The sequence below is a fragment of the Pantoea coffeiphila genome (assembly GCF_016909495.1).
Classification (GTDB): domain Bacteria; phylum Pseudomonadota; class Gammaproteobacteria; order Enterobacterales; family Enterobacteriaceae; genus Erwinia; species Erwinia coffeiphila.
This window is the reverse complement of the sequence record NZ_JAFBFW010000010.1, coordinates 72,981-99,704: the sequence shown is the minus strand read 5'-3', so window position 1 is coordinate 99,704 and position 26,724 is coordinate 72,981. Positions and strand designations below refer to the sequence as shown.

The 26,724-nt window shown below is 50.0% G+C and carries 28 protein-coding genes; 10 read left to right on the top strand and 18 right to left on the bottom strand.

Annotation, left to right across the window (positions count from 1 at the left end; all coding sequences use genetic code 11):
* Nucleotides 1-8 precede the first annotated feature (8 nt).
* From JOE09_RS23930 to JOE09_RS23910, 5 genes are all read right to left on the bottom strand, one after another.
* The gene (locus JOE09_RS23930; RefSeq protein WP_046623977.1) at nucleotides 9-1,481 is read right to left on the bottom strand and encodes a hypothetical protein; all 1,473 of its coding nucleotides are present in this window, start codon (nucleotides 1,479-1,481) and stop codon (nucleotides 9-11) included.
* A gap of 412 nt (nucleotides 1,482-1,893) precedes the next feature.
* The gene (locus JOE09_RS23925) at nucleotides 1,894-2,364 is read right to left on the bottom strand and encodes a hypothetical protein (protein WP_205067597.1); all 471 of its coding nucleotides are present in this window, start codon (nucleotides 2,362-2,364) and stop codon (nucleotides 1,894-1,896) included.
* 27 nt (nucleotides 2,365-2,391) lie between these two features.
* Complete coding sequence (locus JOE09_RS23920) at nucleotides 2,392-3,288, bottom strand: SMEK domain-containing protein (protein ID WP_205067596.1); 897 nt, start codon at nucleotides 3,286-3,288, stop codon at nucleotides 2,392-2,394.
* A gap of 17 nt (nucleotides 3,289-3,305) precedes the next feature.
* Complete coding sequence (locus JOE09_RS23915; RefSeq protein ID WP_205067595.1) at nucleotides 3,306-4,529, bottom strand: tyrosine-type recombinase/integrase; 1,224 nt, start codon at nucleotides 4,527-4,529, stop codon at nucleotides 3,306-3,308.
* Between the two features lie 203 nt (nucleotides 4,530-4,732).
* Nucleotides 4,733-5,596 (bottom strand): YicC/YloC family endoribonuclease, encoded by an 864-nt coding sequence (locus tag JOE09_RS23910; RefSeq protein WP_200562133.1) that lies wholly within the window; start codon nucleotides 5,594-5,596, stop codon nucleotides 4,733-4,735.
* A 183-nt stretch (nucleotides 5,597-5,779) separates the two neighbouring features.
* Between JOE09_RS23910 and JOE09_RS23905 the strand changes: the two genes are divergently transcribed.
* Nucleotides 5,780-6,211 carry a DUF3574 domain-containing protein gene (locus JOE09_RS23905; protein WP_205067594.1) on the top strand — a complete coding sequence of 144 codons (432 nt, stop codon included), beginning with the start codon at nucleotides 5,780-5,782 and terminating at the stop codon, nucleotides 6,209-6,211.
* Nucleotides 6,212-6,261: 50 nt separating this feature from the next.
* On the opposite strand, the gene JOE09_RS23900 is transcribed toward JOE09_RS23905, so the two are convergent.
* Nucleotides 6,262-7,446 (bottom strand): NupC/NupG family nucleoside CNT transporter, encoded by a 1,185-nt coding sequence (locus JOE09_RS23900; RefSeq protein WP_205067593.1) that lies wholly within the window; start codon nucleotides 7,444-7,446, stop codon nucleotides 6,262-6,264.
* 213 nt (nucleotides 7,447-7,659) lie between these two features.
* Here JOE09_RS23900 and rph point away from each other — a divergent pair, with 213 nt between their 5' ends.
* Nucleotides 7,660-8,376: a ribonuclease PH gene (gene rph / locus JOE09_RS23895; RefSeq protein ID WP_205067592.1), complete on the top strand. Its 717-nt coding sequence runs from the start codon at nucleotides 7,660-7,662 to the stop codon at nucleotides 8,374-8,376.
* Nucleotides 8,377-8,433: 57 nt separating this feature from the next.
* Nucleotides 8,434-9,075 (top strand): orotate phosphoribosyltransferase, encoded by a 642-nt coding sequence (gene pyrE / locus JOE09_RS23890; protein WP_105594431.1) that lies wholly within the window; start codon nucleotides 8,434-8,436, stop codon nucleotides 9,073-9,075.
* A gap of 63 nt (nucleotides 9,076-9,138) precedes the next feature.
* Here pyrE and slmA read toward each other — a convergent pair whose 3' ends face one another.
* From slmA to coaBC, 3 genes are all read right to left on the bottom strand, one after another.
* On the bottom strand, nucleotides 9,139-9,735 hold the full coding sequence (slmA, locus tag JOE09_RS23885; protein WP_105594432.1) for a nucleoid occlusion factor SlmA: 597 nt from the start codon (nucleotides 9,733-9,735) through the stop codon (nucleotides 9,139-9,141).
* 114 nt (nucleotides 9,736-9,849) lie between these two features.
* A complete protein-coding gene (gene dut / locus JOE09_RS23880; RefSeq protein ID WP_172606646.1) occupies nucleotides 9,850-10,308 on the bottom strand; it encodes a dUTP diphosphatase in 459 nt (152 codons plus the stop codon).
* Nucleotides 10,286-11,500: a bifunctional phosphopantothenoylcysteine decarboxylase/phosphopantothenate--cysteine ligase CoaBC gene (gene coaBC, locus JOE09_RS23875; RefSeq protein WP_205067591.1), complete on the bottom strand. Its 1,215-nt coding sequence runs from the start codon at nucleotides 11,498-11,500 to the stop codon at nucleotides 10,286-10,288. The genes dut and coaBC overlap by 23 nt, the downstream gene beginning before the upstream one ends.
* 194 nt (nucleotides 11,501-11,694) lie before the next feature.
* Here coaBC and radC point away from each other — a divergent pair, with 194 nt between their 5' ends.
* The 4 genes from radC to mutM all read left to right on the top strand — a co-directional run bounded on the left by radC (nucleotide 11,695) and on the right by mutM (nucleotide 13,996).
* A complete protein-coding gene (gene radC, locus JOE09_RS23870) occupies nucleotides 11,695-12,366 on the top strand; it encodes a RadC family protein (RefSeq protein WP_205067590.1) in 672 nt (223 codons plus the stop codon).
* A gap of 296 nt (nucleotides 12,367-12,662) precedes the next feature.
* Nucleotides 12,663-12,899 (top strand): 50S ribosomal protein L28, encoded by a 237-nt coding sequence (rpmB, locus tag JOE09_RS23865; protein ID WP_105594435.1) that lies wholly within the window; start codon nucleotides 12,663-12,665, stop codon nucleotides 12,897-12,899.
* Between the two features lie 16 nt (nucleotides 12,900-12,915).
* Entirely contained in the window at nucleotides 12,916-13,083 is a 168-nt protein-coding gene (gene rpmG / locus JOE09_RS23860; protein WP_001051798.1) for a 50S ribosomal protein L33, read from the top strand.
* A 103-nt stretch (nucleotides 13,084-13,186) separates the two neighbouring features.
* Nucleotides 13,187-13,996, top strand: a complete 810-nt coding sequence (gene mutM, locus JOE09_RS23855) for a bifunctional DNA-formamidopyrimidine glycosylase/DNA-(apurinic or apyrimidinic site) lyase (protein WP_205067589.1) — start codon at nucleotides 13,187-13,189, stop codon at nucleotides 13,994-13,996.
* Between the two features lie 2 nt (nucleotides 13,997-13,998).
* Here mutM and coaD read toward each other — a convergent pair whose 3' ends face one another.
* The 4 genes from coaD to JOE09_RS23835 all read right to left on the bottom strand — a co-directional run bounded on the left by coaD (nucleotide 13,999) and on the right by JOE09_RS23835 (nucleotide 17,680).
* Nucleotides 13,999-14,475, bottom strand: coding sequence for a pantetheine-phosphate adenylyltransferase (gene coaD / locus JOE09_RS23850; protein ID WP_205067588.1), 477 nt, complete (start codon nucleotides 14,473-14,475; stop codon nucleotides 13,999-14,001).
* Entirely contained in the window at nucleotides 14,472-15,248 is a 777-nt protein-coding gene (locus JOE09_RS23845; protein ID WP_205067587.1) for a glycosyltransferase family 2 protein, read from the bottom strand. Before JOE09_RS23845 ends, coaD begins: the two co-directional genes overlap by 4 nt.
* Nucleotides 15,249-16,523: a lipid IV(A) 3-deoxy-D-manno-octulosonic acid transferase gene (gene waaA / locus JOE09_RS23840; RefSeq protein ID WP_205067631.1), complete on the bottom strand. Its 1,275-nt coding sequence runs from the start codon at nucleotides 16,521-16,523 to the stop codon at nucleotides 15,249-15,251.
* A gap of 158 nt (nucleotides 16,524-16,681) precedes the next feature.
* The gene (locus tag JOE09_RS23835) at nucleotides 16,682-17,680 is read right to left on the bottom strand and encodes a glycosyltransferase (RefSeq protein ID WP_205067586.1); all 999 of its coding nucleotides are present in this window, start codon (nucleotides 17,678-17,680) and stop codon (nucleotides 16,682-16,684) included.
* Nucleotides 17,681-17,971: 291 nt separating this feature from the next.
* On the opposite strand from JOE09_RS23835, the gene JOE09_RS23830 reads away from it, so the two are divergent.
* Nucleotides 17,972-18,988 carry a glycosyltransferase family 9 protein gene (locus tag JOE09_RS23830; protein WP_205067585.1) on the top strand — a complete coding sequence of 339 codons (1,017 nt, stop codon included), beginning with the start codon at nucleotides 17,972-17,974 and terminating at the stop codon, nucleotides 18,986-18,988.
* Here JOE09_RS23830 and JOE09_RS23825 read toward each other — a convergent pair.
* From JOE09_RS23825 to rfaQ, 3 genes are read right to left on the bottom strand one after another with little or no spacing between them, the layout of a single operon-like run.
* Entirely contained in the window at nucleotides 18,977-20,086 is a 1,110-nt protein-coding gene (locus JOE09_RS23825; protein WP_205067584.1) for a glycosyltransferase, read from the bottom strand. The two genes, JOE09_RS23830 and JOE09_RS23825, sit on opposite strands and share 12 nt — an antisense overlap.
* A gap of 3 nt (nucleotides 20,087-20,089) precedes the next feature.
* Nucleotides 20,090-21,217 carry a glycosyltransferase family 4 protein gene (locus JOE09_RS23820; protein WP_205067583.1) on the bottom strand — a complete coding sequence of 376 codons (1,128 nt, stop codon included), beginning with the start codon at nucleotides 21,215-21,217 and terminating at the stop codon, nucleotides 20,090-20,092.
* Nucleotides 21,214-22,284, bottom strand: coding sequence for a putative lipopolysaccharide heptosyltransferase III (gene rfaQ / locus JOE09_RS23815; protein ID WP_205067582.1), 1,071 nt, complete (start codon nucleotides 22,282-22,284; stop codon nucleotides 21,214-21,216). The genes JOE09_RS23820 and rfaQ overlap by 4 nt, the downstream gene beginning before the upstream one ends.
* A 161-nt stretch (nucleotides 22,285-22,445) precedes the next feature.
* Here rfaQ and JOE09_RS23810 point away from each other — a divergent pair, with 161 nt between their 5' ends.
* Both JOE09_RS23810 and JOE09_RS23805 read left to right on the top strand, forming a co-directional pair.
* Entirely contained in the window at nucleotides 22,446-23,402 is a 957-nt protein-coding gene (locus JOE09_RS23810; protein ID WP_205067581.1) for a polysaccharide deacetylase family protein, read from the top strand.
* Between the two features lies 1 nt (nucleotide 23,403).
* Nucleotides 23,404-24,501: a glycosyltransferase family 9 protein gene (locus tag JOE09_RS23805; RefSeq protein ID WP_205067580.1), complete on the top strand. Its 1,098-nt coding sequence runs from the start codon at nucleotides 23,404-23,406 to the stop codon at nucleotides 24,499-24,501.
* A gap of 3 nt (nucleotides 24,502-24,504) precedes the next feature.
* On the opposite strand, the gene JOE09_RS23800 is transcribed toward JOE09_RS23805, so the two are convergent.
* Complete coding sequence (locus tag JOE09_RS23800; RefSeq protein ID WP_205067579.1) at nucleotides 24,505-25,488, bottom strand: glycosyltransferase; 984 nt, start codon at nucleotides 25,486-25,488, stop codon at nucleotides 24,505-24,507.
* Nucleotides 25,481-26,716 (bottom strand): O-antigen ligase family protein, encoded by a 1,236-nt coding sequence (locus tag JOE09_RS23795; protein WP_420830703.1) that lies wholly within the window; start codon nucleotides 26,714-26,716, stop codon nucleotides 25,481-25,483. The genes JOE09_RS23800 and JOE09_RS23795 overlap by 8 nt, the downstream gene beginning before the upstream one ends.
* Nucleotides 26,717-26,724 lie beyond the last annotated feature (8 nt).

Sequence of the window (26,724 nt, the reverse complement as noted above, 5' to 3'; positions counted from 1 at the left end):
GGGTTGTCTCATTTCCATATTGCCGAGAAGAGACAATGGAGATTGTCAAACTGGGTGTTTAACGAGCTTTTATCAGGAAGCGTGTCTTTATTATGCATGTATTGCTGTAATGAACCTTGGCTCACCGTTATGCTTGAAGATACTGACTGGACTGAGGATACCTGGCTATTTGTTAGAATTCCTTTGTCTTTAAGATCATTACTTACAGCAACGACTTTATCATGAAGTCCTTGTTGTTGTTTTTTTAGATTAATATTGTTTTTATCTAAATAGCAAATCAAAGATAATTCTAAAAATGCTCTAAATAGGACTGAAATGGACATCGGGCATTCATCATGTCTTAATTTACCTTTCAGTTCATCATATATTTTCCTGCATTTCTTATTGTCGAAATTATATTTTACATTACTTGGTATCAAATTATTTCGATTGGGATTGTGCTTAACACTTTGTTCGTCTTTCTTATTGCTGTTATGAGCTTTGTTTTCATTCTTTTGTTTTGATTCTGATTCTGTAGTTTCACTTTGTGAACTATTATTTTTATATTCATCGTTCTTTGAATTACTTTTATTATCTGATGATGAGTTAGAATGATATTTCTCCTCATTATCTTCTTTATAAGAGTTTGGATCAGATAATTCCCACAGCTTTCTGAGTTTTATGTTAGGTTTAGTAATATTTAACTCATTTAATACATCACGACGATCAGTTTTATGCCTTATTTTGTTAACGGTAAAAATAGGCCTACCCTTATCATCTACTTCCAACATAGCATTAATTATTTTTGATATTTCATCTATGAATCTTGCTTTATTTTGACTACAGAACAATTTTGCATTGATTACTTCAAGCCCAAGTGCTTCCCTAACATCTGGATCGCCTAATAAACGAGTAATATTCGTGATTTTCAATATGCTAAAATCTGATGGGACTTTTTCCTCAAGTTTTTTTTCGTTTTCCAAGAATTTTAAGAATTGGCTTCCAAATGATGAATTACCATTTTTTGACTGATATCTCTCTTGTTCTTTTGTATCCCAACGAACACGTCCTGCCCCATTATTTTGTCCACTGTGTTTTAAATTAACCCAATGTTCAAAATCTTCAGGAGTGTCAAAAACAACACAATCAATTTCATTTGGTAATTGATTACTAATTTGTATTATTTTTTTTATGCGCGATTTTAACTTTTCATCATCTGAAAGTTCTGGCTCCTGCAAGAGCTTCAAAGCCGTTAGGCGACGATTACCTTCAGCTACTGTATATGCTTTTTGGTTATCAGAAAGATCATTTTTATAAACAATTAATCGCTCAGAAGGATCTAATCCAAATTCTGATATGTCTTTTGCCAAAGCTTCAATCTTAACTGATTGAATTTCAATCATTAAGTTTACTGCTTCTCGTTGGCTTTCTACAATTCTTGGAAAGCGTGGGTTGTCTAAATCCAGTAAAAGGTTGTTGATGTGTATAGTATCAAAATTCATTTACTTCCCTGCCTTTTTTTAATAATTTCAAGAAGTTATGGTAAGTCCCAGAGATGTACGTTAAGTAATCAATTGTCTAACTTAGTAATTTACGTATAACGAAGCAGAGTTTCAATTTTTTTCATCCCATAAGATGAATTCAAACAATAAGTACTTAACTCATTGATTATGGTGTATTTTATATTTTATGAAAAGAACGTCAACGTCTTCAAGTTGTTCAAAAGCTCTCAGACCTGACGTGAACGAAATCCTACCAAGCTCCGATTTTGAATTTCTTACTTGGATTGGTAATAGGTATAGTAGTGGACAACATAATATAGCTTCGCAACAATACCTCTTGCCATGTATTTTTAGGAGCTGAATGTTATTGATTTAGGCATGATATAATTGAGTATCTTTTAAAGATTATTGCTCATGTTTCCATTTTTGTGATGTTAATCAATGGTATCGGCGCATTAATACTTAAGTCATATAAATCATCTATTAATGGGATGCTTACAAAGACTAAATCAACCTTCTCGTCAATAATATATTTATACATAAAGCAGGACGGGCATGATGTTAAAAAACGTAATTCCGTTTTTGTCATTCCTGCTTTGAAAGCCATACTATTAAATTTATCCAACACTTTTTGTTCAATGTCAAAATACTCATCCTTATGTATCCCTGTGCTTTCCAAAATATAATTGTTATTATCTACCTTTGATACAATGAATAAGGTATTGTCTGGCTCGTTTTCAATAACAGGGAAATTACCACTCTTCCTATAAATTATATTGTTTTCTAATTTAAAGAAAAATGTTTTATTTTTATAATTAATAGTTTTATGCTTTGTAAAATGGATGTTTGTTTCCTCCCATCTTATATTTATTTTGTATTTCATTTAATCCCCTTTTTATCATTTGTAGGGCTATGTATTTTGTCTTAACAACCCCTCTATTTTTGATACTGTTTTATTGAATATGTCTTTTTTATTCGTTGCATTTATCCAGTCTTGCAGCGATATATCCGAACCTGGATTTCTGCGCTTTGTGTATATTCGTGTAAAATCAATTGTGTCTGATGCATTTGCTATAATTTCATTGACAGAATTTATGATGTCAGTATCCAAATGAATTCTGTTCATTCTTAAAAATAATAACAATTCTGAAATCGCTTTTAATGAATTTTCAAGCTCTTGAACAGGGTCGTAAACTCTCAATCCTGTAGGGTCTGGTTCAAGTGCGTAATTTACATGATTTGATAAAGTGCTAATACGATTCCATAATTCAGTTCTTTCTGATTTTTTTGTGCTCGGAAAATCAATGTATTCACTAACATTTGAGACTAAAGTGTCTAAAGAGTTTATATCTAAACCCCTAGCTTTTGCTATTATGTCTCTTATAAGAAATACATTATTTTCAATGTTAAAATCAAATTTATTTTCTGTGTTAAAGGTACCTTTATAATAATCTTCTTTTCTACCATTATCGATAATTAGAAAATATAGTTTATTGTATTTCAGATAATGGTTTTTCTTAATAAAATTATCAATCGTTGATTGTATTTTTACTTTATCTGTCCTTACGGTAACTTGTATTGCGATACTCTCTTTTTCATCGTATAAATCTATTGTATCCTGATTTATTTTATCAATATTTGTGTTTGTTAAACTTATACCAAATAGATTATTTCCAATTTTTAAATAAAGATCTTCAGATAGCACTGCTCCATCATTCAAACCAATTGCTGTCAAGTTTTTCATTGTGTAAGCATGAGTACTCAATAAATCCGTAAGTTTTTTTAACAAGACTTCATTCTTCATCATGACGGTTTTTCCTTTTGCTAACAGCTATTCTTAGTATATTTTTCAAATGTTCCAGCTAACTTCTTAAGAGCATCTTTTCTTTCTTCAAAGTAATCATATCTGTCATAAATAGCTTCTACACCCTTCAGCTTGTGGTTCAGACATCTTTCTGCGACATGTGGGGGAACAGACAGTGATGCAAGTAAACTTCTGCAAGTCCTTCGTAAGTCATGGACTGTGAAATATTCAATATTACCCATTACATTAGGTGGTTGCTTCCTCTTACCCGGTTCTACCCCGAATAGCTTGGCTATCGCCCTGTTGAGGGTATCTTTTCCCATATGTAGATTCTTACTGGATCTGCGGTTAGGAAAGACATAATCAGAACCAAAAGCTCTGACCTTTAGCTCTTTTAACATTTCAATTGCCAGTGGTGGTAGCGGAATCACAATGCCCACTCCTGACTTACTCCTTTCTTTTGGTAAAGACCATTTTTTCTCATCCAAATCGAATTCTGCCCAAGGAGCCTCGGTTAGCTCACTTTTGCGAACAGCAAGGAGTAGTAGCAGAGCACAGGCAAGGTAGTTATCACGAGAGAAGCTGTCAGAGTGTTCTCTGAAAACTTTAAACACCTGACCAATTTCTTCCAGACTTAATGCTCTTTCTCTGCTTTTTTCGATTCCACCTGCATCATTGACCTTGAACGCCATTGCTGGGTTGCTCTGAAGCAGCCCAAGCTTAATGCCGTGGTCAAAGAGTTGCTTCATGTAGAGTAGGGCATCGTTTGAAATGGTTGGCCTTCCGCTATCTGTAATTTTTTGCAGAATTGACCGGATATCAATGGGGGTTATCTTCGTCAAAGAAAGTTGACCAATAGTAGGGGCAATATCCTTCTTGTATACCCTTTCTGGGATTTGTGGATGCTTCAACCGCCTAACCAGGTCTTTGTGCCAGTCTTCAAACAATCCATCTACCGTTGTGATTTGCTTCGGTCGGTTAAGTTTCCGTTCAGCAATAGGATCATCTCCGGTGGCAACTTTTCTTCGAGTATCCTCAGCGAGGCTACGTACCTCAGACAGAGATAGATGGGATACCTTGCCAAGTGTGAGTTCTCGTCTCTTAGAGCCGATTGTGTATCGAAGCATCCAATACGCCTCACCTTTTTGTGGGACTTTCAGGTACAAGCCTCGCCCATCTCCAAACTTCCCCGGTTCTCCTGCTTTGATGAGAGCCTGAACCGTCCTGACAGTGAGTGAGGCCATATACCTATCCTGATTAAAAATCGTCGTGGGGGGTATATGGTTATAAACTGCCAGATGAGACTAGTAAAGCAAAAGCGCTCCCCGTTTTACTCCCCACTTATTGGTGGTTTTTAATGTATCTAAGTGGTCTTTAATAGACTATGATTTAAATAAAAAAGCCCATTTAACATGGGCTTATGTATCTCAGTGGACTTTAAAAGAATTTACTCGATATTTTGAATCTGCTCGCGCATCTGCTCAATCAGCACCTTCAACTCAATGGCCGATGCGGTGATTTCCGCATTAATCGATTTGGAACCCAGCGTATTGGACTCACGGTTGAACTCTTGCATCATAAAGTCCAGACGGCGGCCAACCGCCTCTTTTTTCTTCAGGATGTTATAGGTTTCCTTCACGTGCGCTTCCAGGCGATCCAGCTCTTCCGCAACGTCTACGCGCTGTGCCAGCATCACCAGTTCCTGCTCCAGACGGTTATTTTCAAGCTGTACCTGCGCGTCTTCCAGACGGGCTACCAGGCGCTCGCGCTGCCATTTAAGAACATCTGGCATATGGGTGCGAACTTTGCTGACTTCTGAACTGACGCCTTCCAGACGCTGCTCAATAAGTGCCTTCAGTGCAGCACCTTCGACCTCACGCGCAGCAATAAAGTCGTCAATGGCACCATCGAGCAGAATTAATAGCTGTGCTGAGATGGCATCCAGATCCTGCTCTTCAGCCGACATCACTCCGGGCCAGCGCAGAATATCTACCGGGTTAATTTCACCCTCATCGCTTTGCATTTTGACCCAGTTAGCCGCTTGTACCAGTTGGATTGCCAGCTTTTCATTCAGTACCAGTGCACTCTGCGTACTGGGATCGGCGTCGAAACGCAGATTCACTTCCACTTTACCGCGAGTCAGCCGATTGCGGATGCGTTCGCGAATAGCCGGTTCCAGCCCGCGGAATTGTTCTGGCAGACGGATATACGTTTCAAGATAGCGCTGGTTTACGGAACGCAGCTCCCAGGCGGCGCTGCCCCAATCACCTTTGGTTTCGCGGCGGGCGTAGGCGGTCATACTGCGGATCATTTTGCGTACTCGCTTAAGAGAAAGATGCCGGAAGTATAACGGCGCAGGCGCTGGCTTAACAGGTATTCAGTCAAAAGTCGGAGCAACGGCTGACGTTTTATCAACCAGAGATTAATATGTTAAGAATAATCCGGCCTGAGTGCCGGGCCACTCGATCGCCATCGTTATTTACCAGGAGAGTTCATGTCTGCTCGTTTATTTTATTCTTCTTTTTTACTCTTAGCGCTCACGGGATGCAGTGTGCCAGGCAAGGTGACGAGCACAGCTGCACCGACACCGACATGTGCGACCGGTGAGGCGATGCAGCAGACAACGCTCTATTTTGGCCTGAACAGGCCGCACGGGCAGGCGATTACTGAGGCTGAATGGCAGACGTTTGTTGATAAGGACGTTACGCCGCGCTTTAAAGATGGCCTGACGGTATTTAACGCGAAAGGGCAGTGGCTGGGCAACGATGGAAAACTCGCGCGTGAAGACAGCAAAGCGCTGATGCTGATTCACCCAACGGATCGGAGCAGTGAGCAGGGGATTGAAGCGTTGAGGGCGATTTACAAGCAGCGTTTTGCTCAGGATTCGGTTATGCGGGTTGATACGTCAGCCTGTGTGGCTTTCTGACCGGCATTAACTTATCAAGCAGCCCGGTACCGCAGTACCGGGCTGAATGTTTACAACACCAATCCGGCGAAGGCGGCGGAAAGTAAACTGACCAGCGTGGATCCATAAATTAGCTTCAGCCCGAAGCGAGACACCACGTTTCCCTGCTGCTCGTTAAGTCCCTTGATGGCACCTGCCACAATGCCGATGGAGGCAAAGTTAGCAAACGAAACCAGAAATACGGACAGTATCCCCAGCCCGCGTGGTGACAGTTCGGCTGCGATTTTTTTCAGTTCGATCATCGCGACAAACTCGTTGGTCACCAGCTTAGTGGCCATAATACTGGCGGCTTTCAGGGCATCGGCCGGCGGAATACCGATCAGCCAGGCAAACGGCCAGAAAATATAGCCAAGGATCTGCTGGAAGCTGATACCGAATACCGCAGCGAACAGTGCATTAACCGCTGTGATTAGGGCAATAAATCCAATCAGCATGGCCAGGATAATCATCGCGACTTTAAAACCTGCGAGGATGTACTCGCCAAGCATCTCAAAGAAGCTCTGGTCTTCGTGCAGTTTTTCCAGCCGAATCTCGGGTTCATCACCCACCGGCGTCGGGTTAATAATTGACAGGATGATAAAGGTGCTAAACATGTTAAGCACCAGTGCGGCTACTACATAGCGCGGTTCAATCATCGACATGTAGGCACCGACAATCGACAGTGAAACGGTAGACATCGCGGCTGCGGCCATTGAGTAGAGGCGCCGCTCCGAAATCTCTGCCAGGATACCCTTATAGGCGATAAAGTTCTCTGACTGACCAAGGATTAAGGTACTGACGGCGTTGAATGACTCCAGCTTACCCATACCGTTGATTTTAGACAGCACGGTACCAACAAACCGGATCAGCAGCGGCAGAATCTTCAGGTGCTGTAAAATACCGATTAGCGCAGAGATAAAGACGATTGGGCACAGTACGCCCAGGAAGATAAAAGCTAGCCCCTGCGAGCTCATGTTGCCAAACACAAAGTCGGTACCCTGTGCGGCATATTTCAACAGCACCTCGAAGAAGCCGGACACGGCACTCACTACGCTTAGTCCACCGGATGCGTGCAGGAAGAACCAGGCCAAAGCGCCTTCAATTACGACCAGCTGTAACAGTACGCGTGGACGAATTTTCTTTCGGTCGGAACTGAATAGCAGCGCCAGGCAGAAGATAATGGCCAGGGCCAGAATAAAATGTAAAACAGCAGTCATACGGACGGTCCCGCGTGAAGAGTCAATAAAGAGGGGCATTTAGCCATATCTCGATTATTTTTACATCCTGTTCCCGATTATCTTGCTGTTTTAAACGTTGATTATCTGCCAGTTGCATAACAGCGCGCGGATGAAGCTGCCTTAGATAGGCATTCACCAGTGAAATCCGTATAATGCGCAGCCAATTATAATTAGCTAGCCGGAGAACATACTATGCGTCCATCAGGCCGTAGCGCACATCAGGTGCGCCCCGTAACCCTGACCCGTCATTACACCAAACATGCAGAAGGCTCTGTGCTGGTTGAATTCGGTGATACCAAAGTACTGTGTACTGCAACGATTGAAGAGGGCGTTCCTCGTTTCCTGAAAGGTCAGGGGCAGGGATGGGTGACGGCTGAATACGGCATGCTGCCTCGCGCCACCCATAGCCGTAACGCCCGCGAAGCGGCGAAAGGTAAACAGGGTGGCCGCACGCTGGAGATCCAGCGTCTGATTGCTCGCTCCCTGCGCGCCGCGCTGGATCTGAAAGCGCTGGGCGAATTTACCATCACCCTGGACTGCGACGTATTACAAGCCGACGGCGGTACGCGCACCGCATCCATCACTGGTGCCTGCGTGGCGCTGGCCGATGCACTGAACCACCTTGTTGCGATTGGCAAGCTGAAGGCCAATCCAATGAAAGGCATGGTTGCTGCCATTTCCGTTGGCATCGTAAATGGCGAAGCGCTGTGCGATCTGGAATATGTTGAGGATTCCGCTGCCGAAACCGATATGAATGTGGTGATGACCGAAGACGGCCGCATGATTGAAGTTCAGGGGACAGCAGAGGGTGAACCCTTCAGCCACGATGAGTTGCTCAAGCTGCTTGAGCTGGCCCGGGGCGGCATTGACACACTGGTACAGGCGCAGAAAGCGGCGCTGAGTAACTGATTTTCCAGGCGACCCAAGAGTCGCCTTTTTTTTGCCTGAATATTGAGGAATGACAACATGAAAGCCTGGCAGCGCCAATTTATCGAATTCGCCATCAACAAGCAGGTGCTGAAGTTTGGTGAGTTCACGCTGAAGTCAGGGCGTAAAAGCCCGTACTTCTTTAACGCAGGTCTGTTCAACACCGGTCGCGATCTGGCCCTGTTGGGCCGTTTCTATGCGCAGGCTCTGGTAGATTCAGGCATTGATTTCGATCTGCTGTTTGGTCCGGCCTACAAAGGTATCCCGATTGCTACCACCACTGCTGTTGCACTGGCCGATCATCACGATCGCGATGTGCCGTACTGCTTTAACCGAAAAGAGGCCAAAACTCACGGTGAAGGCGGCACGCTGGTTGGCAGCCCGCTGCAGGGTAAGGTGATGCTGGTGGATGATGTGATTACCGCCGGTACGGCGATCCGTGAGTCTATGGAGATCATTGCGGCGAACGAGGCGAGCCTGGCTGGTGTACTGATTTCCCTCGATCGTCAGGAACGCGGACGCGGCGCCATTTCGGCTATCCAGGAAGTGGAGCGGGATTACGGCTGTAAGGTGATTTCGATTATCACGCTGAAAGAGTTAATCAGCTATCTGGAAGAGAAACCTGAGCTTGCCGATCACCTGGCGGCAGTTCGCGCCTACCGTAGCGAATACGGTATCTGAATCATCTGCTGATCTGAAAAGTCGATATGGACTGGCCTCATTGCTGGGCCAGTCCACGTCGGTTTACACCAGCTGCATTGCGAACAGCGGCCAGCGAACTTCAAATTCCGCTGTCGGACGATAGCGAAACTCTGAACGAACAAAACGCGAAAGCAGCCCTTCGCAAAAAGCCAGAAGCTGGCTGGCCAACAGCGTTTCATCCGTAGCGAACCCTTCGCCTTCACGCATTTTCTTTTCGCGCATTACCTGGCGAATTTGTACTTCAATACGCTCAAACAGCTGGTTGATACGCCCCTGCAGACGATCCTGTTCAAACATCAGCGCATGGCCGGTCAAAATTCGCGTTAAACCCGGATTACGCTCACCAAAGCCCAGAATCAACTGCGTGATAAGACGCAAACGCGGCAGCGTTTCTTTTTCGTCTTTCAAAATCAGATTGATGCGCGTAATCAGGCTGTCTTCGATAAATTCGATCAGGCTGTCAAACATCTTGGTCTTGCTGGGAAAATGACGGTAGAGCGCAGCTTCAGATACGCCAACGCTTGCCGCCAGTTTTGCGGTCGTTATCCGCTGGCTGCCATCACTTGATTCCAGCATCTGCGCCAGTGCCTGCAGGATTTCCTCGCGACGATTCCTTTTCGCACTCTTTTTTTCAACCATGTCTTAAAAGACCCCTGAAAAGATCACCATAAATGGGCACGAGCCCACGCAACGTCCGTGAGCCTGATGGCTCACGGCGAAAAACGGGTTTCGTTTTACGGGAGTGGTGGTGAGTTACTGGCGACCAGAATGGCCAAAACCGCCTTCACCACGCACGCTGGTGTCAAAATCGTTGACCAGATTGAACTCAGCCTGCACCACAGGAACAAAGACCATCTGAGCAATACGCTCGCCGGGTTCGATAGTAAATGCGTCCTGGCCGCGGTTCCAGACGGAAACCATCAGCTGTCCCTGGTAGTCAGAATCAATCAGGCCAACCAGGTTGCCCAGCACCACGCCATGTTTATGCCCGAGGCCGGAACGCGGCAGAATAACTGCAGCCAGCGTCGGGTCGGCAATATGGATAGCTAACCCCGTTGGCACCAGCGTAGTCTGGCCCGGCTGCAGATCAACTGCGCCGTCCAGGCATGCGCGTAGATCAAGCCCGGCAGATCCAGAGGTCGCGTAGGTCGGCAGAGGGAATTCGTTGCCGACACGCGGATCTAAAATCTTAACGTCGATTTTTTTCATCATAATGGATGACTATCTCGTCTAGTAACTGTTGGCCAAGGAGAGACTTATCGCTGAGCGGTAAGATTTTATCTCCTTCCTGCCAAAAAAGGTGAAGAGCATTGGAATCGCTATTGAAACCCTGCCCGGCTTTGGCAACATTATTGGCGCAGATCAAGTCCAGATTCTTGCGCGCCCGTTTTTGTTGTGCGTATTCTTCCACATTCTGGGTTTCAGCAGCAAATCCTACCACGTAGGGGCGCCCCTCGGCTAAAGCCGCCACGCCGGCGACGATATCAGGGTTTTTCACCATTTTCAGGGTAATTTCATCACCCTGCTTTTTGATTTTTTCTTCGGCAACCGCTGCGGCGCGATAATCAGCCACCGCTGCACAGCCGATGAAAATATGCTGCTTCGCCACCTGTTCCATCACGGCGTGCTGCATCTCAAGTGCCGTCGTGACGTCGATGCGTTTGACCCATGGTGGGGTTAGCAATTCAACAGGACCCGCTACCAGCGTGACGCTGGCCCCGCGTTTGGCTGCGGCTGCGGCGATGGCAAACCCCATTTTACCGGAGCTGTGGTTACTGATGAAGCGCACCGGGTCCAGTGCTTCGCGAGTGGGGCCCGCGGTGATCATAATATGAAGATGTTGCAGGTCATTGACAGGTGTGGCCCAGCTAACAGCCAGATCAACAATCGCTAATGGGTCAAGCATGCGTCCCGGGCCAACGTCACCGCAGGCCTGGCTGCCGCTGTCAGGGCCCCAGATCATCACACCACGCTGTGCCAGCTGCTGGATGTTATGCTGGGTGGGGAGCGCGCGATACATCTGCTGATTCATGGCAGGAACAATCGCAATAGGGGCCGCCGTTGCCAGACAAATCGTGGTGACGAGATCGTTAGCCATTCCGGCAGTAACGCGTGCGATAAGATCGGCAGTCGCCGGTGCCAGAATCACCAGATCTGCCCATTTCCCTAGTTCGATATGGCCCATCGCCGCTTCGGCAGCCGGATCGAGCAAATCATCCGATACCGGGAAACCGGAAACGGCCTGTAAGCTAAGTGGGGTGATAAAAGCTTTCGCAGCATCCGTCATCACCACGCGGACTTCTGCTCCGCGATCGCGGAGCCTGCGGACCAGCTCTGGCGTTTTATAGGCAGCAATACCGCCGCTGACGCCCAGAACAATCCGCTTTCCCGATAATCCCATCATCTGCCTTTCGCCTTCTGTTGAGCCTGCCCGGTAACTTTGTACCGCAATGCCGGATATTTTATCACATTCGATCGGGCTGGTTATTTTTCACCTGGGTCCCTTTGCGATCTGCCTCGTAAAGCTGGCGGGTGGTGATAGAAAACTACTGTATATAATGACATGCTTTTGCGTATTCAGGCAAGGAGACGCAGAAGATGGAAAATAAGTGGCAGGGGTTGCCCCCGCGTGAAAAGCTGATCAAATTTGGAGCGGCCACGCTGAGTGACTGTGAGCTGTTGGCCATTTTTTTGCGCACCGGTACGCGCGGTGTGCATGTGATGGAATTGTCGCAGCGCTTGATCGATCATTTTGGCTCGCTGTATCGGCTGATGCATGCAACAAAAGAGGATTTCCAGTCGGTCGGTGGGATAGGTGTCGCTAAATATGCGCAGATTCATGCCGTCGCTCAGCTGGCGAGGCGCTGTTTTACCTGTCAGGAAGCGCTGAAGAGCCATGCCGTGACAAGCTCTGAGCAAATGCTGGATTTTTTACACAGTTCGCTTGCTCATCGGGAGCGCGAGATCTTTCAGGTGATCTTTTTTGATAACCAGCACCGGGTTATCCATACCTGCGAGATGTTCAGCGGCACCATCAACAGCGTGGAAGTCCATCCGCGGGAAATTGTCCGCGAAGCCTTAAAGCGCAATGCGGCGGCACTGATTTTGGCTCACAATCATCCCTCCGGGCTGGCAAAACCAAGCCGCGCCGATCGTGATATTACTCAGCAAATCGTCCGTGCCTGCTCGTTGCTTAACATTCGTGTGCTTGACCATATCGTGATTGGGCGAGGTGAATATTTTTCTTTTGCCGAACTGGGGTGGATGTGAAAAATCGCCTTTTACTGCCCTCAATCACGAATGTCGGGCCGTTCAGCGTACAAAAACAGGCTGTTTCACATGCAATTAAGACGGTTACAGGCGATCCAGAGGGATCTTTATCTGTTCGGGACTTGAGCACTCGCGCTACAGGGCGTATACTACGCCACCTTTGAGAATCTCGGGTTTGGCGTTTGGGCCTGCTCAGCGGGTTCACATAGAACTCGCCTGGATAGGCTATTAGTCTGACGAGGCGGCCAAAACCTTATTTTTAAAGCTCGAGCTGATTTGATTTTTGGAGAATAGACATGTCACGAGTCTGCCAAGTAACTGGCAAGCGTCCGGTGACGGGTAACAACCGTTCCCACGCAATGAACGCGACGAAACGCCGTTTCCTGCCGAACCTGCACTCTCACCGTTTTTGGGTTGAGGGCGAAAAGCGCTTCGTTACACTACGCGTATCTGCCAAAGGCATGCGTGTAATCGATAAAAAGGGTATTGAGACGGTTCTGGCCGATCTGCGTACCCGCGGTGAGAAGTACTAAGGTAAGGAACTGAAACATGGCTAAAGGTATTCGTGAGAAGATCAAGCTGGTTTCTTCTGCTGGTACAGGTCACTTCTATACCACCACGAAGAACAAACGTACTAAGCCGGAAAAACTGGAACTGAAGAAATTCGATCCGGTTGTCCGCCAGCACGTGATCTACAAAGAAGCTAAGATTAAGTAATTAATCTCAGTTGAAAAACCCGGCTCCGGCCGGGTTTTTTTGTTTCTGAGTTTTGTATTAGAGTACTGCGTCATTATGTTGATAAGCCAACGGGAGCGGGAAGATGCCAGAATTACCAGAAGTAGAAACCAGCCGACGCGGAATTGAGCCGCATCTGGTCGGCGCAACGATTCTGCACGCCGTGGTGCGTAATTCCCGCCTGCGCTGGCCCGTCTCACACGAAATACATGCTCTCAGCGATCAGCCCGTGCTCAGCGTGCAGCGGCGTGCCAAATATCTGCTGCTGGAGCTGCCGACCGGGTGGATTATCATCCACCTGGGCATGTCCGGCAGCCTGCGAATGCTTCCGCACGAACTGCCGCCGGCGAAACATGACCACGTTGACCTGGTCATGAGTAACGGTAAGGTTCTGCGTTATACCGATCCGCGCCGCTTTGGTGCCTGGCTATGGTGTACAGACCTTGCAGCCAGTTCGGTTCTCTCCCATCTCGGTCCTGAACCGCTGGAAGACAGTTTTAACGGTGCATATCTGTTTGCGAAATCGCGCGGTAAACGCACGGCGATCAAACCGTGGCTGATGGACAACAAGCTGGTCGTGGGGGTGGGCAACATCTACGCCAGTGAATCTCTGTTCGTTGCCGGTATCCATCCCGATCGTCCTGCCATGGCGCTCAATGAGTCTGAAGCAGACCTGCTGGTGGCCACCATCAAGGCCGTGCTGCTGCGTTCAATCGAACAGGGTGGTACTACGCTGCGGGATTTTCTGCAGAGCGACGGGAAGCCCGGCTACTTTGCTCAGGAGCTACAGGTGTATGGGCGGGCGGGAGAACCGTGCCGCGCGTGCGGCACGCCGATAGAAAGCAGTAAACACGCTCAGAGAAGTACCTTCTTCTGCCCGTGCTGCCAGAAATAGACTCAGAGCTTCGCCTGCAGGGCCTGATACACCGGTGCCGGCAGGAAGGCTTTTACCTCACCGCCGTGGCGTGCGACTTCCTTCATCAAGGATGATGAGATAAACGAGTACTCTTCAGAAGGCATCAGGAAGACACTTTCCAGCGTTGGCAGCAGATGGCGGTTCATATGCGCCAGCTGCAGCTCATATTCGAAGTCAGATACCGCCCGCAGTCCTCGTACCAGCACGTTGGCCTGCTGCGCTTTGGCGAAGTTTGCCATTAAATCGCTGAAGCCGATCACTTCCACATTACCCAGATGTGTCGTCACTTCTGTGGCCAGCGCCACGCGCTCTTCCAGCGTGAACATGGGCTTTTTACTGGGGCTGGCCGCTACCGCCAGCACAATATGGTCAAACATCAGTGCGGCGCGCGTCACGATATCCAGATGACCATTGGTCATTGGGTCGAAGGTGCCGGGGTAGATGGCTTTGGTGCTCATAGTCTGCCGTTCCTGGATGCGTGATTGAGAGCCCACAGGGCCGTATATTTATTAAACGTGTACTGTGCATTAACCACGGCCAGTAGCCATCCCTGCTTGCCGTCCAGAAAACCGGCGCGCAGCACCAGCGTTTTCAGGAAGGCACCTGCGGTGTGGCCGAAAATTGCCGCAATACCGCAGCGTTTACCCTGCTGGTGGCGCTGTTTTGCCCAGGCTTCTGCATAGGCGAACTGTTTCCACTGAAAATCGGAAAAATCACGGCAGGTCAGATGCAGGAGGTCTCCTTGAAGAGGCCGGACTTTTGCCTGTTCGGTTTCCAGTGATTCATGAACCTGATTATCGTTGTAGCGATAGCTGCGCGGATAAAGCCGCGTGACACGATCGGGATACCAGCCGCTATGACGCATAAAGCGACCAAGGAACAGATTACGCCGGGCAATACTGTACACCGTCTCTGAGGCAGGTTGTTCAAGCACCAGCTCAATGCTGCGGCGCAGTTCTGGCGTCACGCGTTCGTCAGTATCGATCATCAAGATCATTGCATGGCTGGCATAGCTCTGCGCCAGCTGGCGCTGTTTGCCATAGCCGTACCATTCCGTGGAGTGGAAGACTCGCGCCCCGTGACGTTCAGCGATTTCTGCTGTGCCGTCGCGGCTGCCGGAGTCGAGCAAAATAATTTCATCTGCCCAACTGACCGAAGTCAGACATTCCGGCAGGAGTTCCGCCGCATCTTTCGCAATCAGGACAACCGACAGCTGCTGGCGAGTGTTCATTTAGTGATTCCGCTGTGGCAGGTGAGGCTCCAGTAGATGGAGCAGACGCTGGAGTGCGCCCTGATTCTGATGCAGAACATCAACCGCATGACGACCGTAATAGAGACGATAGTCCTCGTCGGTCAGCAGCGTACCAATCTCTTTATCCAGTGAATCGGCATCGGTCACGGTGATCAGACCGTCAGCCTGCTGCAGGCGGGAGCAAATATCTTTAAAGTTAAAGGTATGTGGCCCCATCAGAACCGGAATGGCATGAGCCGCAGGCTCCAGCGGGTTATGACCGCCGCGCTCAACCAGGCTGCCGCCCACAAACGCCAGATCGGCAATTCCGTATAGCAGCATCAGTTCACCCATTGTATCGCCGATCACCACCTGCGTGCTGCCGGAGGGGATTTCTCCGCTGCTGCGCAGCGTATAGCTCATCCCTGCCTTCTGCGTCAGGCTACGCGCGGTGTCAAAGCGCTCCGGGTGGCGCGGTACCAGAATCAGCAACAGCGTCGGGAAACGGGCAAGCAGTTTGCGGTGCGCCTCCAGAATAATGCTTTCTTCACCTTCATGGGTGCTGGTGGCTATCCATACCGGGCGGTGCGGTGCCCACTGGCGTCGCAGCGTCACGGCGCGAGCAGCCAGCTCTGGGGTCACGGAAATATCAAACTTCAGGCTGCCGGTCACCGCCAGATGCGAACGTTTCAGCCCAAGGCCGATAAAGCGTTCACCGTCTTCCTGGTTTTGCGCGGCGATTAGGGTAATTTTTTGCAGCAGCTGCTTCATAAACTTGGCGATCTTCTGATAGCCCTTCGCCGAACGTTCGGACAGACGGGCGTTGGCGATCACCAGTGGAATTTTACGCGCGTGCAGCAGCGAGATCATGTTCGGCCAGAGCTCGGTTTCCATAATGATCACCAGTCGGGGATTGACGGTATCCAGGAAGCGGTTCATTGCGCCGGGTAAATCATAGGGCAGATAGACATGATGAACGTCTTTACCAAACGCCGAGCTGGCGCGTTCGGAACCCGTTGGCGTCATCGTCGTTACGACGATCGGCAGATCGGGATAACGATGGCGTAGCGCACGAACAAGCGGTATAGCGGCCAGGGTTTCACCGACAGAAACCGAATGCAGCAAGATCCCATCAGGTTTTACTTTACCTTTGCAGAAACCATAGCGTTCAGCCCATCGCAGACGATAGGCAGGCGCTTTCCGCCCGCGTAGCCAGAGACGGAGCCAGATGAAGGGCTGAATGAGATACAGTAAAACGGTATAAATGGTAATCATCACATTGTTTTTTCAGGTGAAAAGAGACTTATGCCCAGAGATTGCCAAAAAAAGGAATAATAGGGCATGTTATCAGATAAGTGATGCTGTCTCACAGTACTTCATTATCGGGCTACTGTACCTGATGATGGCGGCGTTAAATACCGCAGTGTGTCTTATTAACTCACTCGGTGGGAGTGATAAAGATAAAACAGGCGCATCTGCCATACCAGCAGTTTATACCACTGTGTAATACCGCGTGCGTTGCGCATCATACGCTGAGGGGTTCGGGTTCGCATGAGGTCGTGAATCATTGTGCGGCGGGCCTCGGCATCAGTTTCGCGGCGAATAGCATGACAGACGCTGAGCGCCTCGCGGGTAATTTGTGCATGAAAGGAACGATAGACGGGTATCCGATGCTGATAGCGGCGATTCATATCGTCCAGCAAAGCGCAGATGCGAAGATAATGGCGCTGGTATCGGACATTTTGCCGACCTTGGCGGCGGCGGTGGCTAATCGATTCGGTATGAATTCTGTAACGGTAGAGTGGTGCATCGCTATAGCGAACCCTCTGGGCGTTAAACATAAATTCGGTCGTCCACGGTATGTCCTGATGATGAAGGCCGGGGATAAAGCGCAGCCTGCATTCATGAATCAGCGAAAGACGATAAACCCCCAGCCAGACAACATGCAGATAGCGGCGGGTTTTCAGCGCCTGGTTGAGCCAGTCTGCACCGGACATGACGGACGTTGACTGTAATCGGTCAAAAGGAATCAGCGGGCTGCTGTGATCATTGTGAGCATTAATACGCAGAGCATTACACTGCGCGGCGTCAAGACCATCCGCTAATACCATTTCCATCAGGGTCTGATACATCTGCGGCTCCAGAATATCGTCCGCATCGGGAAAGGTAACATACTGCCCACGGGCCTCCCGCAGACCGGCATTCCTGGCCCGGGATACGCCGCTGTTTGCCTGATGGATCACGCGAATATGTGCCACACGGCCGGCATATTCATCGGCCGATTCCCCGGAGCCGTCGGTTGAGCCATCATCAACAATGATTATTTCCAGCTGTTGGAAAGTTTGTGCCAGCAGCGATTCCATAAAGGGCTTAAAAAAACGACCGGCGTTGTACAGTGGAACGATCACCGTGAGCAGTGGGGGGAGTTGCATAGAAGAGTCCATTCTCTAAGTATTTTCTTATTACTATAATTTTCATGGTGTTAGTCGTTATTATGGCAAGGCAGGAATTCTTTTTTTGACGATACATGTGTAATTTAATATTACGTGCTGTCTGAGCTGTTAGCGGACGAACGATCGGATACCGCAAGTGTGTTTCAACAGGCGCACTTTTTTATGCTCTCGACGGATTGAGATGTTTTGGAAACTGGTTGAAGAGGGGCTGGGATCTACTCTTTGGCATCGGTGAAAAGATCGGGCGAGAACCGTCGCCTGAAAAGTACAATGAAAAACATTTTGATTATCCGCCGTGACAATATTGGCGATCTGGTGTGTACCACGCCGCTGATTGAAGGGGTCAAATCTGCCTGGCCCGATGCCAATGTCTATTTACTGATCAACACCGTCAGCCAGGACGTGGTCAAAAATAATCCGCACATTGAAAACACCTTTATTTACCGTAAAGCCAAGCACCGTAAGAAAAATGAGAGCAAGTTTGGCGTGTATCTCGATCGTCTGAAAATTTTCATGCGGCTGCGCCGCATCCGCTTTGATGCAGCGATCCTGGCGAACCCGAATCCCTGCGTATACAGCCTTCGGCTGGCGAAAATGGCGGGTGTAAAGCATATCATCGGTGCCGATACCGGCGACCGGGCGATAAGCGTTCCTTTCCGGCCTGTGGATTTCATTGGTGAGCACCAGGTGGAGCGTACCTTCAGCTATCTTTCTGCCATCAGCGACAAAAAGCTGATGATCCCCCCGGTGCGGATCTGGCTGAGCGAGCAGGAGCGCCAGCAGGCCGCCCGCCGTTTTGCCGGGCGAAGCTATAGCGATGGCCCGGTTCTGGCAGTGCATATCAGCAGCCGTAGCCCTAAACGGCGCTGGCCGCTGGAGCGCTACGTTGAGATCATCCAGCGCCACCTGGCGAACGGTAACGGCAGTGCGGTTATCTTCTGGTCCCCGCAGGGCACGCTGGCGCCTGATGATGTAGGCGATGAACACCGCGCCCGGCAGGTACTGGCGGCCTGCGACAGCGAACGTGTTTCACTCTATCCCACCGCGTCGGTGCGCGAGCTGGTGGCGGCATTTGAACGCTGCGATCGCCTGCTGTGCAGCGACGGAGGCCAGATGCATCTGGCCTCGGCAATGAATAAAAAGCAGGTGGTACTGTTTGGTGACACGGACAGCAAGGTCTGGCATCCGTGGTCAGGCGACTACCGGATTATGCAGACGCCATCCGGTGAGTGCGCAGATGTCAGCGTCGATGAGGTCTGGCAGCAGCTGCAAAGCTTAGCGGATTGATTTCGCCTGAAGCGCCAGATACTGCCGGCAAACGGGTTCTAAATCATATTCAGCGAGCTTTTGGCTATCGATGAACGGTGGCGACTGCCAGGTCGCCGCTATCTTCGCGGCCAGTGAATCGGCCGTTAACTCTGCCAGCGCATCGTTCATGCCCATACGTTCGAGAATTTCCGCCGGGCCACCCGGGCAGCGCGTGCTGACCACCGGGGTGCCGCACAGCAGGGCTTCCACCAGCACATTACCAAAACCTTCACTGTCTGAACTCAGTACCAGCATTCGGGCATGTTTAATCAGCGGGTAAGGGTTAGCCTGGAAACCGGCGAAAACCACCCGGTCATCAATACCCAAACGAATGGCCAGATCCTTCGTCTTCGCGAGCTGGTCTTCGCTGCCGGTTCCTGCCAGCACCAGTTTGGCCGGAATACCCGATGCCGCAAAGGCTTCCAGCAGGCGGTCATGACGCTTGTGCGGATGAAAACGCCCGACGTGAACGATATAAGGCACGCCCGCGACGGATAAAGGTTCTGCTGCCTGCTGCAGAATACTTTCAATATCAAAAGGATTATTGATAACCGCCAGCCGGGATGGCGAGATCGCCAGCTGTTGGGTCAGATCTTCTCCCACCGCGCGGGAGACCGCGACGATATTTTTGCCCTGATAAACACGGGCGATCTTACGCAGTTTCAGCCAGCGGCTGAACCCGCTGCGATGACCAAGGTAAGAGGTAGAGAGAATACCGTGAATGCAGTACCACAGCTTCTGCGGCGGAATGGCTTTACAGCGCGATACAATCCGGTCGGTTTTATGCAGATTGGAGAAGATTAAATCATAGCTGCCGCCACGCGATTCGCTGACAGCGATGGCATCATCCAGCGCGGCGGCGCGGCGCGACAGCTCGGTCAGCTTGCGCCAGGGAGCGTTGCTCGGGCGTTCTACGATCTGATAATCAATCCCGTCCGGGATAGCGTAATTGCACACGTTACGCAGCGAGAACAGGCTGACATCGTGGCCCATCTTCTGCATCCCTTCGCACAGCGTCAGCACCACTTTTTCTGCACCGCCGCCCGGCAGGCCGTCAATAATCATCAAAATACGCATTGGTTAGTCCAGAATCTGTTGATAAAGCGATACAAGCTGCTGTGACAGCCGCTGCGGCGTAGAAGCCATCACTTGTTCACGGGCCGCCAGCGCCATGCTGCTGTCGGTCGCACAAGCGGGAAGGGCCATCACCGCATCACGCAGTGCGTTGATATCCAGCGCATCACACACATAACCATTATGCCCCTGCTGAATAAACTCTGCGCCGCCGCAGGTGGTCGAGGTGATCACCGGCAGACCGCAGGCCATTGCCTCGAGGATTACATTGGGGAACGGATCGTACAGCGTGGGCAGCAGCAGCCCATCGGCGGCCTGATACCACGGCAGCGTATCCGATTGCATCCCGACGAAGCGGATACGATCGGCACAGCCCAGCGTAGTCGCCAGTGCTCTGTACTGTTTCTCTGCTTTATCTTTGCCGACGACCAGCAGGTAGCGATCGGTACTGGCTACTGCGCGTATTGCTGCCGCCAGCCCTTTACGCTCGAAGCCGGAGCCAACATAAATCAGCACGCTGGCATCCAGCGGCAGCGCGATTTGCTGACGGATAGCCGCCCTTGTCGCCATCTCCGCCGGGACGAACTGGGCAGTATTAATCGCGTTGTAGATGACATGGATTCTGTCACTGGCAACGCCAAACCGCTGGATGATTTCCTGCTTCACCATCTCCGCATTGCAGATAACGGCTTTCAGCTCCGGGGCTTCATACATCGCTTTTTCAGCCGCCATCACGTAGCGGTGATAGCGATTCGCCAGCAGTAGCTTATGTCGCCAGCCCGGCATCAGCCGGCCGCGCAGCTCAAGCCAGCGCTGATGAACCCCGTCGCCGGCGCGGTAGATATCGCATCCTGCAATGCGCTCGTGGCTCTGAACGATATCGAAGTTTTCACGCTGCCACAGCGCCCGGGCTGCGTCGGCAAACCCTCGCTCGCGGCTGATGCGGCCCCATTTTGTCGGATTACAGATATGCAGGTGCCAGTTGGGCTGGCGCTGACCCTGCCATTCACGGGTAATCACGTTGAGGTCCAGCGACTGTTGGTCCAGCGCTTCCAGCGCGCGGGCGATAAAACGCTCTGCGCCGCCATCGGGACGGTATTTCTGCCGTACGATCGCCAGTCTGATGGGTTTCATGCTAAAAGCCTCCGTGCTGCTGCCAGGACATCGTCAACGGGAATGGCATCCAGATAGCGCTCGCTGGTGCGGGTATCAACGCTGTCCGGGTCCGGCAGGGGAGCGTAGTCTCCAGCCCAGATGATTGCGCCTTTAACCTGCCACGGGCGCCAGAACACCAGTTTTGAGGGACCAAACAGCGCGACGGTTGGCGTTTGAAGTGCCGCAGCCATGTGCATCGGAACGGAATCCACGCCGATAAACAGCTGCGCGCCGTCAATCAGCGCGGCAAGCTGGGTCAGCGTCAGCTTCCCGGCCAGAGAGAGAACGCCTTCTCGCGAGCTCAGTCGATCGATAATCCCTTCAACCATCGCTATTTCTTTGCCGTCAGGACCGGAGGTCAGTATTACTTTGCGTCCATCATCCAGCAGTCCCTGAAGCGTGGCAGCAAACTTCTCCTCGCTCCAGCATTTGAAGAACCAGCGGGAGGTCGGTTGAACCACGATATAATCTTCCGGACCAGCAAGATCGCGAACGGTCTGCCGATCTGCGTCAGAGTAGTGCATGGCGACGTTATCCCGCCGCTGTGGAAGCCGCAAAGGGGCCAGCAGCGACAGATTCTGCTCCACGGTATGCAGCGAATTATGGTCTGCAGTGGAAACTAACTGCGTATGGCACTGACGCCACAGCCTTCCCTGACGCTTCGGGAAATCAAACCCCAGACGCACACGTGCGCCGGTGAAGCGGGTAATAATCGCACTGCGCCACTGATCGGCCAGATTCAGCACCATATCGTAATGCTGCTTTCTCAGCGTGCTCATTAGCCGCCACTCCTGGCTAATCTGGAAACGCACACCCTGTTTTTTCCAGCTGCGATCGATAGCATAGATCCGGTGAATATCCGGATGGCAGCTAAGCATGGTGCGGGTTTCCTCGAAAAGCAGCACGTCTATCTGAGCATCAGGAAAGGCGGCTTTTAACGAGTGAATAACCGGCGTCGTCAGCAGCATATCGCCATGGTGGCGAAATTTGATCACCAGGATACGTGATACCGGGTGAGGGATGTGGGGCAGATCCAGAGATTCCATGCTTTATCGCTGTTCAATAAACCAGTCGCTGATTCTAAAGCAGTCACCAGGGCGTGGCTAGCCTCGCCTCCCGCTAACGCCGTGATGAGCGGAATTACCTTTGCGCTTTGCTGGCCCGCTACGTAACATAGCCGCAGGTAATTGTGCTGACAGGAAAGAATATGGGTAAGCCCGCGTTTATCATCACCATCGATACCGAAGGCGATAATCTTTGGCAAAATCACGATCGGATCACCACCGAAAACACCCGGTTTTTGCCACGTTTCCAGCAGCTTTGTGAAAAGTATGCCTTTAAGCCAACCTGGCTAACGAACTATGAAATGGCGATCGATCCGGCCTACGTTGAATTTGCCCGCGACGTGATTGCGCGCGATACCGGTGAGATTGGTATGCATCTGCACGCGTGGAACAATCCACCGATACAGGACCTCACCGGCGACGACTGGCGGCACAAACCCTATCTGATTGAATACCCTGAAGCGATAATCCGTGAGAAAGTCAGCTACATCACCCGGCTGCTGGAAGACACTCTGCAGACGAAAATGCGCAGCCACCGCGCCGGGCGCTGGGCGTTTAACGAATTTTATGCCCGTTTGCTGATTGAGCTGGGCTATCAGGTTGATTGCTCGGTCACCCCTCGCGTGAACTGGCAGTTTTCGCCGGGTGCGCCGCAGGGTAACGGCGGCACCAACTACCAGCATTTTCCCGATCGCGCTTATTTTATCGATCCGCAGGATATTTCCCGGGCGGGTGATTCCCCGCTGCTGGAAGTGCCGATGAGTATTCAGTACAAGCATTCAGCGTTGATGAACGGCGTTAAGCAGGGCTGGGATCGGCTGCGCGGCAAGCAACGCAGCCCATCGGTCCACTGGCTGCGGCCGATGCGCGGTAATCTTCAACAGATGATCGGCGTGGCGGAAAAAACGCTGGCCGCTGGCAGTGACTACGTGGAGTTTATGCTGCATTCGTCGGAGTTTATGCCCGGCGGCAGCCCGACGTTCAAAACCGCCGCGGATATTGATGCGCTGTACGATGAGCTGGACCAGCTGTTCGGCTGGCTACAGTCGCGTACGACGGGGTTAACTTTATCAGAATATTACCAGAGTAAAGTGGGTTGAGATGTCGAAGAAATGGAAGATTAAGCTCGCGAACTTTTTCCTTGACCGCTATACCGCCAGATACGGTCGCCTTCAGGATAAATCCACTTTCGACAGTGGGATTCATTTCGACAATATCGTTATCTATTCGACAACGGCACTCGGCGATTTTATGTTCAACACACCCGCTATTCGTGCCGTACGCGAGCGTTATCCCGATGCGCATATCACGCTGGTGGTGCATGAGAAGAACCGGGAGCTGGTGGAGGGCGGGCGAGACTTTAACCGCATCGTTTACTGGAACAGTAAAATCAAAACGCTGGGCCCGCTGCTGAAATCCTTACGGGAGCATCAGCCCGATCTGGCTCTGATTATGCATTCGCATCTGCCCTATGATGTGATCAGCGCCGTGATGGCCGGGGCCAAATATATCATCCGCGATAACTACAGCTCCGGGATTAGCGGGCTGGAGAAATGGCTGACCAACTATGTGTTCCATTACTACGGGCATTTTGTTCGTCGTAAGCTTGAGCTGGTTTCGATTCTGGGATGCCGCAGTGACGATCCCACCATGGAGATCCCCGCTCCTTTTGAGAGAGCGGTAAAAAATCCTGACCAGATAACCATTGGTTTTCAACTGGGTGCATCAACGGAGTCACGCTGCTGGCCTGTTTCGCATTACGTCAGACTGGCTGAAATGCTGGTGGCAGCCTGGCCGAAAGTGAAAATTGTGCTGATTGGCGGCGGTACCGACAGGGAAAGAGCACAGCGCTTTCTACAAAGCGTCAGCGCAACGACCGCAGAGCATGTTGATGACCGCATTGGGAAAACCGGGTTACAGCAAATGATTACGCTGCTGGATGGTTTCGATTTGCTGGTGACCGGTGATACGGGGCCACTGCACGTAGCGATCGCTCTGAAGGTAAAAACCATCAGCCTGTTTGTTACCGCCGACCCGCGATCTACCGGCCCTATTCAGGATTTAGAGCTGCACCGCGTTATTCATCTTTCCCGCACTGGCTATACGATGCCGCTGGAAGCAGAGAGTCCGATGGGAGTGATCCAACCACAGCGGGTTTATGATGAGGTTGTGGAACACCTGCAGCTGATTGAGAAGTAAATTTTACTTCTTCGATCTCCTGCGAAGTTTTGACAGCCAGGTATCGATGTTGGCATACCGCATCTGCCGGACCTTTTTCTTCGGTACGGCAGTGCCATCACACAGTGTGGCGGCCTGTGTTAATACAGCCCGGACTTTCTCGGGATAGAAATAGTAGCCATAAAGTTTCTTCGACATGGCTTTCACCTCATTAAAGCAGTTCAGCACCATGAGGGCAGCGAGCTGTTTTATTGCCTTATCATGTTGATTCTGCGAGGCGAAGTTCAGCATTTTCTTCATCGCAAACAGCATGTCTTCAATGTCTTTTTCTTTAACGTTGCGAGTGATGCCCTGGCTATTATCGCGATAAAAATAGAGTGGGTGATCGATATGGCCGATCTTTTGCGTCTTGAAGTAGACGAATGGCGTAAAGATCACATCCTCATAGCGTCGGCCTGCTTCGAATGATTCACCAACGAGCAGAGAACGATGGAACACTCTGTTCCACAGATGCCACATGGAGCGACTGAAAAGCGGCATCAGGCAGCTCATTCCCTGCGTAAAATCACTGGTGGAAAATGCTGATTCTGCGGGGTGGTTGTCTTCCTGCGTTACGTTGGCAAATATATGATATTTAAAATCTATTAACTCATACTTCCCGGATAACAGCAGTGGGCGAAGGGTGACCAGATAGTGGCGACTGAGCAGATCATCCCCATCAAGAAAAGTCACATACTGTCCGCTGGCCTGCTGAAGTCCAACGTTACGTGCATGTGCAATCCCACCGTTTTGCTGAGAAATAAAAACAACGTGTGGATGCGCGTAGCGGTTCAGGGCCTCTTGCGCCGCTGTGACAGATCCATCTGTCGAGCCGTCATTAACCAGTACGATCTCAATATCATCATCAACTTGTCGCAATAATGATTCCAGGCAGTCACCCAAAAAGTTTTCATTATTGTAGAACGGAATAATAATGCTGAGTAAACGGCCGTTTTCAACCTCACGCATCGGCCTGTCCCCGAGTTTTCTTCAGCGACAGCACACTGAAGATAATTGCCAGTGAAAAGGTGATGGTTGCCTCCGAGCTAAAGAACAGAACGTCGCTCAGGCCATAGAGGATCAGTGCTGCGCTGACACCCAGCAGCATAGCGTTTCGTTCAGGTCTGAAGGACTGAATCAACAGGGTCAGGTAGATGGCGAGCAGTATGGCAACGCCCCATATACCTTTTAGCGAATAGGTTTCCAGCACTTCATTATGCATATGCACGTCTAGATAGCGTTTGGCATTATATAATTTTGGTTCTTCGGCAATAATTTTCAGTGCTTCTTTCGCTCGATTTTCAGCAGACTGCCCAAAAGGTGCATCATTACCGGTTCTGATTGCGATAATTTGCATCCATACTCGGGAGAAAATAGAGTTATCCGCTTTTGCCGTATTTAGCATGACGAAATTTCTCTGTGCATCCTCAATACGTTTAGCAATTTTATCCTTAAAGATAAAACCACAAACGGTAAGCAGCAGCGGAAGAAGCAATATAATCACGATCTTATGCCGATGAGATATCACATTTTTTGTCGCAAGCACTGACAAACCAATTAGCACAGGGTAAAGCAGCATAGCGGCACGTGTGCCCGTGAACACGATGGCGGCATAGCTGAACATAAAAGCCAGTGCATAGAATACCAGGCGATATCTGGTTTTTAGCATCAAAATGGACTGCATCATCAGTAAGCTAACGGCGGTAAGAATATAGGCTACTATCGTCGCGCGATCGAAGGCCAGTTCAATACGAATGTATCTCAACGCTATGCTCTGATAGAAAGCATAGAGGTTAATCACGACTCCAGCAGTGATGCAAAAATAGAGAATTTTACGCTGCAAGCCCAGGCGTTCATTGAGAGCCAGTAGTAGAACAAAAGCGGTGGCTATAAACAGTCTCGACATGTTCATATACGAACGATAGATATTGATATAGTCGCCGGGGGCTTTATAAACGACCAGCCAAAAAATGGTGGAAAAGGATAATGTCAGAAATAATCCTGGCAGGATCAGGTTTTTCTTATTGCGGGTATAGTATTTTAAATTGAATAAAAAACAGAAAAATGCAAAGTATCCGCTAAGATAAAATAAGTCACGGCCCGTACTCGGAAGAAAAGGCAAAACTAAAAGGCTAATAGCGCAGCACGAGTACGAAAAATAACTCCATAGTGGCGATGGAGCTGGGTTATTAAAAATGCCTTTGG